The sequence below is a fragment of the Paenibacillus sp. FSL W7-1088 genome, from assembly GCF_037969855.1.
Taxonomy (GTDB): domain Bacteria; phylum Bacillota; class Bacilli; order Paenibacillales; family Paenibacillaceae; genus Paenibacillus.
In genome coordinates, this window is sequence record NZ_CP150216.1 from 470271 (window position 1) to 486247 (window position 15977).

Sequence of the window (15977 nt, forward strand, 5' to 3'; positions counted from 1 at the left end):
ACAGATATGTGTAAATGTGATTGCGTGTTTGTGTACCTATGTTATTCGACCTTTTACTGGTAAATCCTGCAATGAAAAATATTTTTTTAGAAGAAATTTGCAAAAAAATAAACAAAAAACCGCCTTTACGAACAAATGGGTCGAATCCATTGTAAAGTTCGGTAAAGTCGGCTTTATATTGTGTCAAAATGCGAGCTTTAATGCACTTGATATTTGTTCAGTTTATTCTGATTCTCCGTTCAGATAATTGAAGAACGGATGGTCAACCCAGAAGGTGTAACTGGATATGTCCGCATCAGGGGCGAGCTTACGGAATCCTTCCTGAATCACCTTGGAATTCTCTTTAAGGGAGAAGGATTGTGCGTAATAGTTGCCAAGTGAAATTTTATTGTTGGCAATGACCGGATATTCCGCCAGAGCAGTTGGCGAATAATACAGCGGCTGCCACCAGGAAGCATGAATCAAGGCGGAGGTGTCATCGCTATTCTTTTTGGCGTACTTCAATATAATGTCGTTGAAGCGGGCTTTGTCCGCTGTGTTATTGAACTCGAACTGAATGTCATACTCTTTGGCGTAAGCGATGTAGTTGCCATTCTCGATCTGGGTTACTTTGTAATCCGGTGTTTCCTTGGGCTCTCCCCATTCCTTCAAATAAATGAAGGCAGATGTCTTCGGCTGGAACTGTACGTCAGCATCAATGCCTTCGCTGCGCAACAGTCCAATTAACTGCACCGCGTGTTTAATATCATCATGTCCGTAAGTTAAAGTCAGTTCATCGATGAAGTTGGAATCAAAGCGACTATCCTTAAGATTGTAACCAGTGACGAGATCATTCCGCAGTGCTTGATCCACAATGGTCCGCAGTTCCGGTGCTTCTATTAAATCAGCGGTGCGATAGGCAGCGTACAATTTGGAGTAAATGTCAGCGTCGCCGGAGCGGCCAATTTCATTTTTATATTTTCCCTGACTGGTTAATACCCGTCCAAGCAAAATGTTGGCAAAATCGGAACTTGCTTCGCCGCCCTTACGGAGAGCGGGGTACAGACTTTCCGGGATCAGACCGGTATCAATGGCAGCGGCCAGTTCTTGCGCAGCTTGTCCCTGAACGCGTCCTGAGCTAATGCCAAGTTTCGCGAGTGCCTTCGCTGTTTTGTCTTCAGGGTATGTATAGGCCAGCTCTTTGAATCCGGCTGCTTTGATTGCGATGAAAACAGCGGCATAAGTGCTAAGTTTGTCATTGGCACGCACTTCCGTACCGGATAGGATGCCGTTGTTATATAAAGAAACGGCAGCTTTATACGCAGAATCACTCGAGTTCAGATCAGTGAAGGCCGGAGCCTTGACTTCACTGTCACTTGCTTCATCTGTAGCCGGAGCAGCTTGATCGGCTTCAAAAATGGAAGCAACCGCCTTGATGAAGTCCCCCTTTGTTAACTGCTTCGGCAATTGGATATTGTATTTGGCTTGCAGGAATTGGGCGTAATCGGCCGCACTCTCAGTATAGACTGAAGGAGCTTGTGCTACTGGTCCTTTAACTGCTTGCGAGGGAGTTTGTCCGGTTGGAGTGGCGGATGCTGCGGATGCCGAAGCAGGCAAGCTGAGGCTGCCGAGTGTAACCGGAGCGGCAAGCAGAGCGGCCAATGTGATCTGGGTGATTTTTTTCATATGAATAGCCTCCTCAAAATAGGGTTGGAAAATAAAGAAGATCGGGTTATAATTCTGACAAATCCTATCTGAATATAATAATTGGATTGACTTTAGCATGGAGCAGCTCTGGATGTCAACGGAAAAAACCTTGGTATAGAGAGGCTTCGGAGGCTTTATGGAAGGCAAATCAACTATTATATTCCATTTAGTGTATACGCTCAAAGATTTATTGACAAGGATCGACAGTATCCGCTAGGATTATAAAAAAAGAATAGTGAAAAGGGGAATTTTCAAAATGAAAAGAGGTTTATCGTTCGTCTTATCGATCATCATGTTGGCTATTTTACTGGCGGCTTGTGGAAATTCTGCTTCCAAAGACGAACAATCGGCCCAAGGTAGCGATAGTGAAAAATCACTGCGCATGGCGCTTGTACTTCCTGAAAAAATCGGGGTTAACCCGTTCTTCGTACAGATGGATGAGGGTTTCAAAAAAGCGGGTGAGGAATTCAAGGTAGATACCAAGACGATTGAATCGACTGACCCGGCTGCATTTGAGCAAAACCTGCGTGCTGCAGTTGCTGAAAACTATGATCTGATTATTACAGCAACGTTCCAGGCAGAAGATGCATTGAAAAAAGTGGCTGCTGAAAACCCGGACAAGTCCTTTGCTATTGTGGACACAACGGTTGATCTGCCTAACGTTCGTAGCGTTGGTTTCCATGAATATGAAGGAGCGTACCTGCTTGGTGCAGCTGCCGGACTGTCTACGAAAACAGACAAAGTCGGCATGATTGCCGCGATGGACGTTCCATTGATCAAGAAATATACAGAAGGTTTCAAAGCTGGTCTGGAATCGGTTAACCCAAAAGCGGAATTCCTCGTGAACTACGTTGGTGGATTTAATGACCCGGCCAAAGCAAAAGAGCTTGCGCTGGTGCAATTCGGCAAAGGGGCTGACTTCATCGCTGGAGCATCTGCTGTAGGCGATCTGGGCGTGTTCGAAGCTGCGAAGGAAAAAGGCTTCTATACTTCCGGTCAGGATACAGACCGTACCGTTGAAGATCCGGAGCATATTGTATTGTCTCAATTGAAGTCAACCGACACGGTTGCTTATCAGACAGTGAAGGATTTTGTAGAAGGAAACTTCAAAGCAGGTGCTGTGAACTACGGCTTGAAAGAAGATGGCGTTGGCTTGACGTATGTAACACGTGACAGCGAATCTCCATTGAATGCTTTTGTTGGACAAGAGGTTATCGACAAGGTTAAAGCGATCAAGGATGATATCGTATCCGGCAAAATCGTTGTGAAAGATCCTTTACAACAATAGTATTCTTTGTCCCATAGGATGAAGTGATGGAGTTGATCAGCCGGCTGCCCGATCAGGCAGCCGGTTTTGCTGCTATTTAAGACCGAGAGGAGAGAACGCGAGATATGCTGTTGGAGATGGAGCAGATTACGAAGAAATACGGCGGCTTCACCGCTAACCGGGACATCCGTTTTAATTTGCGAGAAGGAGAGATTCATGCCCTCGTGGGTGAGAACGGCGCTGGTAAAACAACCCTGATGCGTATGTTGTACGGAATGGAGCAGCCGACATCAGGCACAATCAAAGTTCGTGGACGCGAGGTCAGCTTCGCTACCCCGTCTCAGGCCATGGCAAGCGGTATCGGCATGGTGCACCAGCATTTCATGCTGTTTCCTTCCTTTACGGTTGCCGAGAACATCGTGATCGGGCGTGAACCGTCTGCGGCAGGTGTATTTGACCGCAAACAGGCAGCGGCCCAGGTGAATGAGTTGGGCAGAACGTATGGCATGCCGGTGGATCCGTGGAAAAAAGTATTTGAATGCCCTCTGGGCATGCAGCAGCGTGTTGAAATTCTCAAGGTGCTGCATCAGGGCGCAGATATCATTATATTGGATGAACCTTCAGCGGTACTGACACCGCTGGAAGTGAAAGAACTGCTCGCGAATATGAAGTCCCTTGCCAAGCTGGGCAAAACCTTCGTATTGATCACGCACAAGCTGCAGGAAGTTATGGATGTGGCAGACCGGATCACGGTTCTTCGGGATGGTCAGGTGACAGGTACATTGGAAGCAAAAGACACGAATGTAGAGGAATTGTCCCGCTTGATGGTAGGTCGTGAGCTGGTTCGCATGGACAAGCAGCCATCCGTTCCGGGAGAAGCGGTGCTTCAGGTGGAAGCGGTCAATCTGTCAGGGGCAGAGGATCGTTCTGCACTCAAGGATATCCATCTGCAAGTGCGGAAAGGCGAGATCGTTGGAATCGCGGGTATTTCCGGCAATGGCCAGTCTGAACTGATCCAGATCATTGCGGGTCTACGCAAGGCAGATAGCGGACGCGTCCTGCTGTCAGGGCAGGATACAACCAATTGGCCAGTGCGGCGCATTCGGGAGCATGGACTTGCCCATATCCCGGAAGACCGTTATATGTGGGGAGCGGCGAAGGATGCGAGCGTCCGTGAAAATGGACTGATGGGCCATCATCACCGGCTCCAATCACGCGGTATCATTAAAGCGAAGGCAGCACGGACCATGGTGGAGAACTGGATCAAGCAGTTCAGCATCAAAACGGGTTCTGCGGAAACAAAGGCACAGTTCCTTTCGGGCGGTAACCTGCAGAAGCTGATTGCTGCGCGTGAGTTTGCCCAGGATACGCCGTTTCTGATTGCGGCTGAACCTACACGGGGTGTAGACATCGGAGCGATGGAGACCATCCACGCTGAATTGCTGCGCAAACGGAATGAGGGTGCGGGTATTCTGCTCGTTTCCTCTGAATTGTCTGAGATTTTGCAATTATCGGATCGGATCATTGTTATGTATGAAGGCGGAATTGCCGGGGAACTGAAGGCAGATGAAGCAACAGAAGAACAGATCAGCTTGTTGATGGCAGGAGGGAAAGAGCGGATATGAATCGGGTAAAAGAAACACTTCGTGGACTCGTACAGCCGCTGCTTGCCGTATTCATCGGTTTGCTGGCAGGTGCTGTAGCCATTCTGGTCGTTGGCGGGTCTGTGGTGGATACGTATGCGGAGATGTGGAAAGGGGCCTTCGGCAACTTCTACTTCTTCACTAACACACTGGCACGTTCGACGCCCATTATTCTTGCAGGGCTGGGCGTAGCCCTGGCGTTCCGCGCCGGATTTTTCAACATGGGTGCTGAGGGGCAGATGGTTCTGGGTGGACTTAGTGCAGCGCTGACGGCGCTCTACCTGCCGGGCCCAGGCTGGTTTGTCTGTATTGCAGCCATTGTGGCGGGGATTATTGCCGGTGGAGTCTGGTCGCTGTTTGCAGGCTGGCTGGATGCCCGCTTTGGCATGAATCTGTTGATTACAACGCTGCTGCTCAACTACATTGCGATTTATTTCGGAGGGTACATGGTATCCTATCCGTTTAAAGACCGCACGGGATCGGCGGCAATGGCCCAGACGCCCATGATTGATCAGAGTGTCTGGCTGCCGAAGCTGTTCCAGGGCATGGGACTGCATGCCGGATTCATTATTGCCATCGTGGCGGCAATTCTCATCTACTGGTTCACACACAAGACGGTAACCGGTTATGAGATCCGCATGTTGGGAAGCAACCCTTCGTTTGCAACGTATGGCGGCGTGCGCCGTATCCGCATGATGATGCTGTCCATGATCATCAGTGGTGGACTTGCAGGTCTTGCGGGTGCAGGGGAAGTGCTGGGTACACAGTACCGTTTCCTTGATGGGTCGTTGTCATCTGCAAGTTATGCATGGAGCGGTATTATGGCGACATTGCTTGCCCGCTCGCATCCGCTAGGAACAGCTGTGGCGGCAATCCTGCTTGCAGCGTTGCAGACAGGTGCCATGGGGATGGAACGAAATACGGATGTGCCGCTGGAAGTGGGCAGTGTCATCCAAGCGGTATTGACGTTATTTGTATCGGCTCAGATCGGATATTCATTCCTGAAGCGGAGAAAGGAGAAAAAGTCCAATGCAACAACTGTTTGATGCAGCCATGTTTGGCTCTACCTTGCGGATTATGACGCCGATCCTGCTCGCAGCGCTCGGTGGGGCTTTATGCTCTCGTGTCGGTCTGTTCAACGTGGGTCTGGAAGGACTCGTACTGATCGGTGCTTTCTCCGCTATTGTCGGTAACTATCTGTTCGGCAATGTACTGCTGGCCGTACTATTCTCGATTGTGATCGTCATGTTGTTCTCTGCGCTATTTGCCTTCATCAGTATTAATCTGAAGGCCAACGCCATTGTGGTCGGGATCTCGCTTAACTTTCTGGCGACAGGACTGACGACTTTTGCGCTGCGGGCGATTTTTGATGTAAAAGGTGCTTACTACGACAAGGATATGGTGGGACTCCCCAAATGGGACATTCCTCTTATTAAGGACATTCCGTGGGTAGGCGATGTGATCTCAGGGCATAGCCCGCTCGTATATCTCGGGATTATTATCGTAATTGCCTTGCAGTTTTATCTGTTCAAAAGTGTCTCTGGTTTCCGTCTTCGTTCCGTGGGTGAGAATCCGGTAGCGGCACAAAGTATCGGCATCAAGGTGCGCGGCATTCAATATGGTGCAGTTCTGATGTGCGGCGTATTGTGCGCCTTGGCGGGCGCACAGTTATCGCTCGGTCAGGTTACGATGTTTACCGAGGGCATGACCGCAGGTCGCGGCTTCATCGCATTGGTAGCAACGATGCTGGGTCAAGCGAATCCGCTTGGCGTTATGGGGTCCAGTGTGCTGTTCGGGTTCATGGAAGCTCTTAGTATCCGATTGCAGGGCTTTGCGCTGCCAACCCACTTTACCATGATGCTGCCGTATATTGTGACACTGGTGGCGATGTTCTTCTTCAAGGACCGTACTTATGCACAAGACGCACTGAAAGCGGGCGGAAGCTCGCGTTAATTCCTGAGTGTTATGCTGGAAGCATATAAAGAAGGAGGAATCACACTTGCATAATAAGGCTGAACGTCTGAAAAAAACGAAAAGCCCTGCACCCAAAGCGGGTGCCGAGCACGGAGACCGGCTGCCGCCGGGGCAGGTACTGACCGAGAAATTCCCGATTCTGCACGAAGGTGAAGTGCCGGAATACGACCTTTCCACTTGGGATTTGAAAGTATTCGGCGAGGTTGAAGAGGATAAGGTATTCTCCTTCGCCGAGCTTCAGGCGATGCCTCAAGTGAACACAGTGAGCGATATTCACTGTGTTACCCGCTGGTCCAAGTTCGACACGCCGTGGGAAGGCATCCGTTTCTCGGATTTTATCAAGCTTCTTGGCGTCAAACCGGAGGCAAAATACGTCATGATCCACGCAGACCATGATTATGAGACCAATGTTCCGCTCGAAGAACTGATGCATGACGACGTATTGCTTGCTTTTAAATATAACGGTGAGCCGCTCACACCGAAGCACGGTTATCCGCTGCGTTTGGTTGTTCCACAACTCTACTTCTGGAAGAGTGCGAAGTGGATACGCGGTCTGGAATTCATGAAAGAAGATCGCAATGGCTTCTGGGAAGTCAATGGTTTCCATCATTTTGCCGATCCGTTCAAGGAGCAGCGCTTCTCGGGTGAAGATATTCCGATTCCGGAAGACGAATGGACGAAGAAGGAGTTTGATTAAGATGTTGATGCCTATTTTGCAAATTCATTCCGAGGATATGCCTGCATATGCCATCGTCTGTGGTGATCCGGCACGTGCAGAGAAGATCTCCCGTAAGCTGGAGCAGGCGAGAGAACTGGCTTTCAGCCGGGAGTATCGCACGTTTGTAGGATTGTATGAAGGTGTACAAATGGCCGTGGTCAGCCATGGCGTAGGATCACCAGGAGCAGCCGTCTGCTTCGAAGAGCTGATCCGGGCAGGGGTAACGACCCTGATTCGTGTAGGTACAGCGGGCTCGTATACCGCGGATTATCCTGCGGGCAGTGTAATCGTCAGCACGGCTGCGGTACGTACGGACGGGCTTACGCGTCAGCTCGTACCGGATGGTTTCCCTGCGGTCGCGGACCTTGGCGTTACGCAAGCGTTAATCGAGGCAACTCGTGAGCATGCAAGTGGAGTGAAAGAAGCTTCTGATGCGGGTAAAGTTGGCGTAGGCATTACCGTTACGCTGGATGCTTTCTTCACCGGGGTTGAAGAGATTCCTCATCGCAAGTACAAGCAGGCGGGTGCTCTTGCCGCTGAGATGGAAATTGCTGCACTCTACATCGTCAGCACACTGCGCGGCGCTCGTGCCGGAGCTATTGTCGCTATCGACGGATTCGCAGACAGCGACTTGGCTGCTGAATATGATCCACACACAAATGCGGTAGCTGATGCAGTAGAGCGTGAGATTGAAGCGGCGCTGCGTGCGCTGGCTGCACTCGCTCGCCAGGATCAGGCGTAAAGCTGAGATCATCAGGGTATTTTGTAGTACTACTACTGGTAAAATTGCAAAATACGCAAATGATGTCCATCTGAGGTGGACAATATAAAAGGGCGTCCCATAAGGTCATGAACATGACCTAGGGGGCGCCCTTTTGAATTTGAAATAGAAAGTGACTGGCGCTAGATTGGAAGGTGCAATCGATTCGTTAGCGTTGTCCAAACAACTGCTGCGCAGTCTCAATAAATAACCGGGAGGCGGGAGAAGCATCAACAAGTGAAGGAACGGCAATCTCAATATTGCGGTAGGCTTTCGGCTCTGTGGGGAGTGCTTTGACACCCGGTGGCAGCCAGGATAGTGAGATTGCAGGCAGCATGGCGGTTCCGAGTCCCTGTTCAATCATGCTGAGGCAAGTGTTTACGTTATACACCACAAATCCGAAATGTAATTCTGCATCTGCTCGATTGAACAGATCAACAATCGGTACCTCGTAGCCGCCTTTGCAAATAATCATGGGGTGTTTGTCCAGCATTTGTACGGGAAGTATCTCCTGATCAGCAAAAGGTTCATCGTCCCGAAACACCGCGAGCATCTCTTCGCTATAGAGTGGAAGCGTCTCATAAGCCACTTCTGCTGGCTCTTTGTCGGTTGCAATAATGAGAGCCACATCAATGGCGCGTGAGCTTAACCACTCCTGAATTTCAAGGATGTTCCCCTCGTGCAGTTCAAACTGAATCTGAGGATAGCGATCCCGAATCGAGCGGATAATTTTCGGAAGCAGATGGGCAGATGACATGGGGAAAGAGCCAATACGAATCGTACCAATCTCCAACCCTTTTTCGGCGGCAACGACCTGCTGTACCTTATCAAATTGCTGTAAAATCCGGCGGAAAATGACCAAGATTCGCTGTCCCACATCCGTAAGCACGATGCCGTTCCTGCGATCTCGTATGATTAGAGTGACATCCAGTTCATTCTCCAGCGAAGAGATGGCCCGACTGACTGCGGGCTGTGTCATATTCAGTTCCTGGCCTGCACGGGTGAAACTTCCCGTCTCTGCAATTTTCACAAATAACTGCAACTGTGAGTTGTTCATAACAAATATGGTATGCTCCTTATGATTAACATGCATTTCAATTATTTCGATCATTATTGTATCATGAAGACACGGAACGATCAAAGAACGGATGTAAAACGGGTCTGGATCGGATTCCAAATGGTTTGCAGGCATAGAAAGAGCGCAGGATAATGTACACGATTGATTAAACTGCGCCTGTAGATGTGTGCCGGATAGGAGAATAAACATATGGCTTTATCACGTGCAAAAGCAGGCTGGGTCCTGGCTTTTCTGGTGCTCATGTGGGGAGTAAACTGGCCCCTGACCAAATACGCATTAAATTTTACACCGCCGCTTATATTCGCAGGCATGCGCCTGTTAATTGGGGGTCTGGTGCTGGGGTTGTATGCTTTTCCACGCTACAAAACGCTGCGGCTGAAGCAAACCTGGCATATTTATGCCATATCTGCGGTGCTTAACATCATCTTTTTCTACGGTTTTCAGACCGTGGGGCTGACGGAAGTGCCGGCAGGCTTATTTTCATCCATCGTGTTCCTGCAGCCTGTGCTGCTCGGAATCGGAGCATGGCTGTGGCTGGGTGAGTCCATGTATGGACTGAAGATTGCCGGATTGGTGCTCGGTTTTGCAGGAGTGGCTACAATCAGTATTGGCGGCATGACAGGCAAAGTATCCCCTGAAGGGGTTATGCTTGGGCTGTTCAGCGCAATTAGCTGGGCGATCGGGACCGTATATATGAAGAGAAATTCAATGAAGGTCGATGGAATCTGGATGACAGCCATTCCGATTCTGATCGGCGGAGTTGTTCTGACGTTGACAGGAACGGTCACAGAGAGCTGGGCTGATGTGCAGTGGGTGCTTCCTTTTATACTGGATACGCTGTTTATTTCGGTGTTTGTCATTGCGTTGGGCTGGCTCGCGTTCTTCAAACTGGTCAGCTCCGGTGAAGCCAGCAAAGTAGGATCGTTTACGTTCCTGATTCCGTTGATTGCCCTTCTATGCAGTGTGCTGTTCCTCGGAGAGTCGGTGACGGTCAATTTGATCGCAGGTCTGGTCATGATTATTGCAAGCATTCTGCTTGTGAATGTTAAAGTGAAAGGCAGTAAGGTAGCGAAAATATAAAGTATGCGGTGAACTTTCTCAAATTGGCTGTTGTAGCTGAAAGGGAAGGTTCGCCGTTTTTTTTTGGTTAAACCGAGAAAAGAAGAGGGGATGCAGGTGCAACAGCGAATTGTATGTGCGTGGTATGTCATTAAATTAGGAGGGTGATTGAATATGGGCTGGAGTGAATTACGTGAAATCCCGAATGAATACAGCGATGAGGTACAGCAGATTGATGAGCAACTCTTGAAGATGGTTACAGCCAGAAAGAACATAACCGGAACTACCCAATATCAGCCCCCTAAAGATGTCATCGATAAATGGGTGAACTTACTGGATATGAAGGAGGAAGATATCCGTTATGTACTCCGTAGCGTGCAGCCGATGCCGCAAAGGCACTACTTTCCACGTGAACCCCTCCAATTGAAGAGTGTGGTGCCGATCATGAAGAAAACAATCAAAGATTCGTGTGAGTATATGATCACGCATTCGATGCAATATGAAGGAGAAAGTCTCGTCTATGTGGAGATTCAATATAAGGGGAATAATGCTGAGCGTATACAAATGGTACCACATTTAGCTCTGGAGATAATCGGTGCACAGATACATACAACCATGAGACACGGCAGTCGTGGAGGCGGTGGCGAGACACAACTCACTTTCCGAGTAATTCCTGCCCTTCCTTCTTCTCTGGAAAACGTGCGATTCTCCTTAATTCCTTCAATACCAGAGTTGGAATACAAAGTGGAGGAAGTCTTTTTGGATAAACAGGTGGACTTCGATTAACAGGAATCAGGATTTATCATGAAAAATGACGTATGGATGATGCGCATGTACTAAGGGCGCACGATCTATACGTCATTATGTTTATCACGGGAAATAATGCCTTTCTCCTTCTCATAGGCTTCAATATGCTGTTCAATCAGATACTCAATTTGCATCGCGATGGATCGTTTGTTTTTGTCAGCAATCACTTTAATTTTCTCGAAATTCTTTTCTCGCAGCCTAAGTGTAAAGACTCTTTTATCTGTAGCCATGAAATATAAAACTCCTCTAAAAATGATATTAATATTGTAGCATTACAAAATTATTCAATATACAATCATATTGACATCGAAGTGATATCACTTTAGCAGCATGCTAAATTTCATTTTTCATCAAAGTGGAATACATAAATCAGAGGATATAATTCCTCGTCAGAATGACAATGCAAAAAATGGGTAAGTTATATATAGGAACATCACCATGATATCGAAAAGGAGGACTCCAGCATGACACAGAACAATCAACCTCAGGATGAGGCGGCAATTCGCAACAAACTGGATGAAGACGGGGATTCCTTGATGGAGAAAAAGAAAATTTTGAGCGGTGTGGATATTGAGCCGCAAGCAGACGAGTGGTCTGCCAAACCTTCACCTGTAGCATTTGATGAAGGTAAATCATCCAAAGAATAAGAGGTACCAGATATAGGTTGAGAAGAAGCGGGTACCGTTAAGGTATCTGCTTTTTTTATAAAATAAGAAAAGGATTAGCTCTGGATGAGGGTCATCGTTCTGATATTTAAGGTAATTGTCCGCAACACGCAGTCGGGGTTCATGAAGCACATCGACAGATGTTTTTTTGTTGTATAATCATGGAAACGTTTTGTGAGGGGAGAATGTGAAGATGAGTGAGATTAACATTAGACGGGCTGTCATCGGAGATTATAAGGGAGTATCTGCATTAATGGACGAGCTTCATCGCCTGCATGTAGAGGCCAGGCCAGACGTATACAGAGAGCTGCAGCCGAGAATGAGTCATAAGGAATATGAACAACTACTAGAAACGGATCATCGTCATCTCTATGTTGCGGAATTGCTGGAACAGGGTGAGATTGTTGGATATGCGAGCGCACAGTTAAATGTTATTCAGAATGTGACTTTGTTAAACGATCGAAGGATGTTATACATCAATGAAATCATCGTTGGCAGCAAACATCGTGGACATGGGACAGGTAAACTGTTAATGCAGGTGTTAATTGAACTTGGTAAAGAAATTCAGGTTGACAGTGTTGAACTGACCGTGTCTACATTTAATACCGGTGCACAGGCTTTCTATGAGCAGTTGGGTCTGTCTGTACGCAGCAGCAGAATGGAATACATACTATAATGCACCTGTTCGAAGACGATTCAGATGTCTGGAAGTTAGTGTAGACGTAGGAAGCATGGAATACATCCATTTGATTTGCAGCAAAATAAAAATAAAGAAATGGTCTTGCATACCCCCATGGGGTATGTTACTCTTATAACAGAACGAAAGAAAAGGGGTGTTCGCGATGGAACATCAGAGCCATCCCAAGGAACCTTTGGAGTCATCCGTAACAGAGGTGAACGAAGTGTCACAGTCCGATGATCAGCAAGCTGATTCATGTCATACGGCAGGCAGTGATGGAAAGCATGTGCGCAAGAGCCATCACTCCCAAGAGATGAAGGGCAACCTGATTTCGCGATTGAACCGTGTTGAAGGACAGATCCGCGGGATCAAGGGCTTGATCGAAAAGGACACCTATTGTGATGATGTGCTGACGCAGATCGCGGCGGCTCAGTCTGCTCTTAATTCAGTAGGCAAGCTGTTGCTGGAAGGTCATATGAAGAGCTGTATCGTTGAGCGTATTCAGGCCGGAGAGCATGAAGTTGTGGATGAATTATTGGTAACGGTAAGGAAGTTAATGAAGTAATTATTTTTGAATGAATTCATCATTTATATATCTAAGGAGGAACTATCCATGTCTAATATTACGTTGAACGTTACAGGAATGTCTTGCAATCACTGTGTGAAATCGGTTGAAGAAGCCGTGAAGAATGCGGGAGCGAGTGGTCAGGTTGATCTGGCAGCAGGAACTGTCGCAGTTGAATATGACGAGCAAAAAGTCAATGTGGATCAGATCAAGGCAGCCATTGAAGATCAAGGGTATGACGTAGTCTAATCATCGCAGGCTTAAACTGAACTTGCCTTTGCATGGAAAGGAATTCAACAGCTCTTTTCCGATAAATAAGTTCATTGTTTAAGCCTGATTTTTCGTCTTTTATATACCCCTTGGGGGTATTGAATGAATAGAATATTTCATAGAGAAAGGAGCTAACAACATGGATAAGTCATCAACAACGGCAAACGCAACAGCATCAGAATCCGCACCATCGCCAGAAGCAGCTGGATTACAGACAACTCTGCAAATTACAGGCATGACCTGTGCTGCCTGCTCTACCCGGATTGAGAAGGGATTGTCCCGAATGGAAGGGGTCAATCAGGCGAATGTGAACCTCGCCATTGAACAAGCAACGGTATCCTATGATCCGAAGACAACGAACATCAATGCTTTGCGGGATAAGGTGGAGGCGCTTGGCTACGGTACAGTAACGGAATCCGTGGATCTGGACATTACAGGCATGACCTGTGCTGCTTGTTCTGCTCGAATCGAAAAGGGTCTTTCCCGGTTACCGGGTGTATCCCGAGCTAACGTGAATCTGGCGCTTGAGACGGGACATGTGGAGTTCGCAGCGGGAGCGTTGAAAGCATCCGATATTACGGCGAAGATCAAGCAGCTTGGTTATGGCGCGGAATTGCAGCAGACACAGGAAGATACCCAATCAGTGCGAGAGCGTGAATTACAGCGCAAAAAGTGGAAATGGATGATCTCCGCCCTGTTATCTTTGCCGCTGCTTTGGGCCATGGTGGGTCACTTCTCATTCACTTCGTGGATCTGGGTACCGGACCTGTTCATGAACCCATGGTTCCAACTGGTGTTGGCAGCGCCAGTACAGTTTGTGATCGGATGGCAATTCTATGTAGGAGCCTATAAAGCGCTGCGCAATGGCAGTGCCAATATGGATGTACTGGTTGCTTTGGGTACAAGTGCAGCGTTCTTCTACAGTCTGTATCTGACCCTGATCAGCGGCAATGCAGCTTCGACCATGATGGATCATGGCGGGGCGGGCATGGCTGCAGCAGCCATGCCAACTGTGGAACTATATTATGAGACGAGTGCAATCCTGATTACGTTGATCCTATTGGGAAAATGGTTCGAAGCCGTAGCCAAAGGGCGCTCTTCTCAGGCGATCAAGAGCCTCATTGAACTGGCTCCACGTGAAGCCAGAGTGATTCGTGATGGACAGGAGGTTATTGTACCGTCGGCATATGTTGTGGTAGGTGATCTCGTTCTGGTCAAACCCGGAGACAGCATTCCTGTGGATGGCATCGTGGAGGAGGGGCAGTCTTCTGTTGACGAATCCATGTTAAGCGGAGAGAGCCTGCCCGTGGATAAAAAACCGGGGGACACCGTTACAGGCGCTACGCTGAACAAAAATGGAGTATTACGACTGCGTGCCACCCGCGTTGGCTCGGACACGGCATTATCTCAGATTATTAAAGTAGTTGAGCAAGCGCAGGGTTCCAAAGCCCCTATTCAGCGGATTGCCGATGTGATTTCAGGCATCTTTGTTCCGATTGTTGTAGGCATCGCGGCAGTGACGTTCCTGATCTGGTATTTGTTCGCAAGTCCCGGTGACTTTGCCGGTTCGCTGGAGAAGGCGATTGCTGTTCTGGTCATTGCCTGTCCTTGCGCGCTGGGCCTTGCAACGCCAACGTCTATTATGGCTGGATCGGGACGTGCGGCGGAATACGGTGTATTGTTCAAAGGCGGCGAACATCTGGAATCGGCACAGCAGATCCAGACCGTTGTATTGGACAAAACAGGTACAGTTACCCAAGGCAAGCCCGTGCTTACAGATGTGGTGACCGCTCCAGAGTGGTCGGAAGCAGAGCTGTTGCAGCGAGTGGGGGCAGCTGAGCAGAGTTCGGAGCATCCTTTGGCTGAGGCGATTGTAGAAGGAATCCGAGCTAAAGGTCTGGAGTTAACCCAATCCGAGCAATTCGAGAACATACCGGGATATGGTGTGCGAGCTCGGGTTCAGGGACAAGAGGTCCTGGTCGGGACACGTAGACTGCTTACGGATGCGAAGGTGAATGTCTCCGAGGAAACCATGCAGCAGATGAACAACCTTGAAGAACAAGGGCGTACAGCGATGCTGGTCGCGGTAGACGGTCAATGGGCTGGGGTTGTTGCCGTGGCTGACACTATCAAGGATACTTCACGGGAAGCCATTCAGCGGCTTCATGCTATGGGAATCGATGTCATCATGATTACGGGAGACAATGAGCGGACAGCACGCGCTGTAGCGGAGCAAGCCGGAATTAATAAAGTTCTGGCTGAGGTGCTGCCAGAGGGTAAAGCGGCAGAAGTGAAAAAACTTCAGGAAAGTGGCCTCAAGGTAGCGATGGTTGGAGATGGAATCAACGATGCTCCGGCCCTTGCTACAGCCGATATTGGTATGGCGATTGGAACCGGAACCGATGTAGCGATGGAAGCAGCGGATATTACGCTAATGCGCGGGGACCTGAACAGTATTGCAGATGCGATCGAGATGAGCCGGCGCACGATGGGCAATATCAAGCAGAACCTGTTCTGGGCACTTGGTTATAACGTGATTGGTATTCCAATTGCAGCAGTGGGCTTCCTGGCTCCTTGGTTGGCAGGTGCGGCCATGGCGTTCAGCTCCGTGTCGGTTGTACTGAATTCGCTGCGTCTGCAACGAATGAAACTGAAAAGCAATGACTGATGTCCATTGAGGGACGTGATTCAACTTTTTATTATGCTCAAAAGTAAGCAAGGTGCGGTCCGCTACGATCCGCGCCTTTTTTTGTTGGGGAACGATGTTTGAGATATGTTAAAGGAGCTGTCCTTTCCTTGTTAAAAG

General features: G+C 48.6%; 16 protein-coding genes. 13 read left to right on the forward strand and 3 right to left on the reverse strand.

Translation table 11 applies throughout. The annotated features are described in order from the left end of the window. Positions 1-222 precede the first annotated feature (222 nt). A complete protein-coding gene (locus tag MKY42_RS02255) occupies positions 223-1665 on the reverse strand; it encodes a hypothetical protein (protein WP_339848283.1) in 1443 nt (480 codons plus the stop codon). 277 nt (positions 1666-1942) lie between these two features. On the opposite strand from MKY42_RS02255, the gene MKY42_RS02260 reads away from it, so the two are divergent. From MKY42_RS02260 to MKY42_RS02285, 6 genes are all read left to right on the forward strand, one after another. Then, positions 1943-2974: a BMP family protein gene (locus tag MKY42_RS02260; protein ID WP_090904099.1), complete on the forward strand. Its 1032-nt coding sequence runs from the start codon at positions 1943-1945 to the stop codon at positions 2972-2974. Positions 2975-3078: 104 nt separating this feature from the next. Continuing rightward, entirely contained in the window at positions 3079-4578 is a 1500-nt protein-coding gene (locus tag MKY42_RS02265; protein ID WP_179262011.1) for an ABC transporter ATP-binding protein, read from the forward strand. Continuing rightward, a complete protein-coding gene (locus MKY42_RS02270; RefSeq protein ID WP_024632283.1) occupies positions 4575-5642 on the forward strand; it encodes an ABC transporter permease in 1068 nt (355 codons plus the stop codon). Before MKY42_RS02265 ends, MKY42_RS02270 begins: the two co-directional genes overlap by 4 nt. Beyond that, positions 5626-6549, forward strand: coding sequence for an ABC transporter permease (locus tag MKY42_RS02275; RefSeq protein ID WP_076290669.1), 924 nt, complete (start codon positions 5626-5628; stop codon positions 6547-6549). The genes MKY42_RS02270 and MKY42_RS02275 overlap by 17 nt, the downstream gene beginning before the upstream one ends. Positions 6550-6595: 46 nt before the next feature. Beyond that, a complete protein-coding gene (locus MKY42_RS02280) occupies positions 6596-7267 on the forward strand; it encodes a sulfite oxidase-like oxidoreductase (RefSeq protein WP_179262007.1) in 672 nt (223 codons plus the stop codon). A 1-nt stretch (position 7268) separates the two neighbouring features. Continuing rightward, positions 7269-8030 carry a nucleoside phosphorylase gene (locus tag MKY42_RS02285; protein WP_090904101.1) on the forward strand — a complete coding sequence of 254 codons (762 nt, stop codon included), beginning with the start codon at positions 7269-7271 and terminating at the stop codon, positions 8028-8030. Positions 8031-8217: 187 nt separating this feature from the next. Here MKY42_RS02285 and MKY42_RS02290 read toward each other — a convergent pair whose 3' ends face one another. Further along, positions 8218-9105 (reverse strand): LysR family transcriptional regulator, encoded by an 888-nt coding sequence (locus MKY42_RS02290; RefSeq protein ID WP_090904102.1) that lies wholly within the window; start codon positions 9103-9105, stop codon positions 8218-8220. 210 nt (positions 9106-9315) lie between these two features. Between MKY42_RS02290 and MKY42_RS02295 the strand changes: the two genes are divergently transcribed. Together MKY42_RS02295 and MKY42_RS02300 are read left to right on the forward strand one after the other, a co-directional pair. Then, positions 9316-10206 carry a DMT family transporter gene (locus MKY42_RS02295; protein ID WP_109999283.1) on the forward strand — a complete coding sequence of 297 codons (891 nt, stop codon included), beginning with the start codon at positions 9316-9318 and terminating at the stop codon, positions 10204-10206. Between the two features lie 153 nt (positions 10207-10359). Then, positions 10360-10971 (forward strand): hypothetical protein, encoded by a 612-nt coding sequence (locus tag MKY42_RS02300; protein WP_339848287.1) that lies wholly within the window; start codon positions 10360-10362, stop codon positions 10969-10971. A 65-nt stretch (positions 10972-11036) separates the two neighbouring features. Here MKY42_RS02300 and MKY42_RS02305 read toward each other — a convergent pair whose 3' ends face one another. Next, positions 11037-11222 (reverse strand): hypothetical protein, encoded by a 186-nt coding sequence (locus MKY42_RS02305; RefSeq protein WP_090904105.1) that lies wholly within the window; start codon positions 11220-11222, stop codon positions 11037-11039. Positions 11223-11456: 234 nt separating this feature from the next. Here MKY42_RS02305 and MKY42_RS02310 point away from each other — a divergent pair, with 234 nt between their 5' ends. From MKY42_RS02310 to MKY42_RS02330, 5 genes are all read left to right on the forward strand, one after another. Continuing rightward, positions 11457-11639, forward strand: coding sequence for a hypothetical protein (locus MKY42_RS02310; RefSeq protein ID WP_063566250.1), 183 nt, complete (start codon positions 11457-11459; stop codon positions 11637-11639). Positions 11640-11850: 211 nt separating this feature from the next. Continuing rightward, complete coding sequence (locus tag MKY42_RS02315) at positions 11851-12333, forward strand: GNAT family N-acetyltransferase (RefSeq protein WP_090904106.1); 483 nt, start codon at positions 11851-11853, stop codon at positions 12331-12333. Between the two features lie 166 nt (positions 12334-12499). Further along, entirely contained in the window at positions 12500-12901 is a 402-nt protein-coding gene (locus MKY42_RS02320; RefSeq protein WP_090904107.1) for a metal-sensitive transcriptional regulator, read from the forward strand. A 48-nt stretch (positions 12902-12949) separates the two neighbouring features. Further along, positions 12950-13150: a copper ion binding protein gene (locus MKY42_RS02325; protein WP_090904108.1), complete on the forward strand. Its 201-nt coding sequence runs from the start codon at positions 12950-12952 to the stop codon at positions 13148-13150. Positions 13151-13310: 160 nt separating this feature from the next. After that, the gene (locus MKY42_RS02330) at positions 13311-15839 is read left to right on the forward strand and encodes a heavy metal translocating P-type ATPase (RefSeq protein ID WP_256222413.1); all 2529 of its coding nucleotides are present in this window, start codon (positions 13311-13313) and stop codon (positions 15837-15839) included. Positions 15840-15977 lie beyond the last annotated feature (138 nt).

Excerpts from the sequence above, each read along its gene's own strand:
- MKY42_RS02255 (WP_339848283.1), bottom strand. The coding sequence starts at position 1,665 with ATGAAAAAAATCACCCAGATCACATTGGCCGCTCTGCTTGCCGCTCCG.
- MKY42_RS02260 (WP_090904099.1), top strand. The coding sequence starts at position 1,943 with ATGAAAAGAGGTTTATCGTTCGTCTTATCGATCATCATGTTGGCTATT.
- MKY42_RS02265 (WP_179262011.1), top strand. The coding sequence starts at position 3,079 with ATGCTGTTGGAGATGGAGCAGATTACGAAGAAATACGGCGGCTTCACC.
- MKY42_RS02270 (WP_024632283.1), top strand. The coding sequence starts at position 4,575 with ATGAATCGGGTAAAAGAAACACTTCGTGGACTCGTACAGCCGCTGCTT.
- MKY42_RS02275 (WP_076290669.1), top strand. The coding sequence starts at position 5,626 with ATGCAACAACTGTTTGATGCAGCCATGTTTGGCTCTACCTTGCGGATT.
- MKY42_RS02285 (WP_090904101.1), top strand. The coding sequence starts at position 7,269 with ATGTTGATGCCTATTTTGCAAATTCATTCCGAGGATATGCCTGCATAT.
- MKY42_RS02290 (WP_090904102.1), bottom strand. The coding sequence starts at position 9,105 with ATGAACAACTCACAGTTGCAGTTATTTGTGAAAATTGCAGAGACGGGA.
- MKY42_RS02295 (WP_109999283.1), top strand. The coding sequence starts at position 9,316 with ATGGCTTTATCACGTGCAAAAGCAGGCTGGGTCCTGGCTTTTCTGGTG.
- MKY42_RS02300 (WP_339848287.1), top strand. The coding sequence starts at position 10,360 with ATGGGCTGGAGTGAATTACGTGAAATCCCGAATGAATACAGCGATGAG.
- MKY42_RS02305 (WP_090904105.1), bottom strand. The coding sequence starts at position 11,222 with ATGGCTACAGATAAAAGAGTCTTTACACTTAGGCTGCGAGAAAAGAAT.
- MKY42_RS02310 (WP_063566250.1), top strand. The coding sequence starts at position 11,457 with ATGACACAGAACAATCAACCTCAGGATGAGGCGGCAATTCGCAACAAA.
- MKY42_RS02315 (WP_090904106.1), top strand. The coding sequence starts at position 11,851 with ATGAGTGAGATTAACATTAGACGGGCTGTCATCGGAGATTATAAGGGA.
- MKY42_RS02320 (WP_090904107.1), top strand. The coding sequence starts at position 12,500 with ATGGAACATCAGAGCCATCCCAAGGAACCTTTGGAGTCATCCGTAACA.
- MKY42_RS02325 (WP_090904108.1), top strand. The coding sequence starts at position 12,950 with ATGTCTAATATTACGTTGAACGTTACAGGAATGTCTTGCAATCACTGT.
- MKY42_RS02330 (WP_256222413.1), top strand. The coding sequence starts at position 13,311 with ATGGATAAGTCATCAACAACGGCAAACGCAACAGCATCAGAATCCGCA.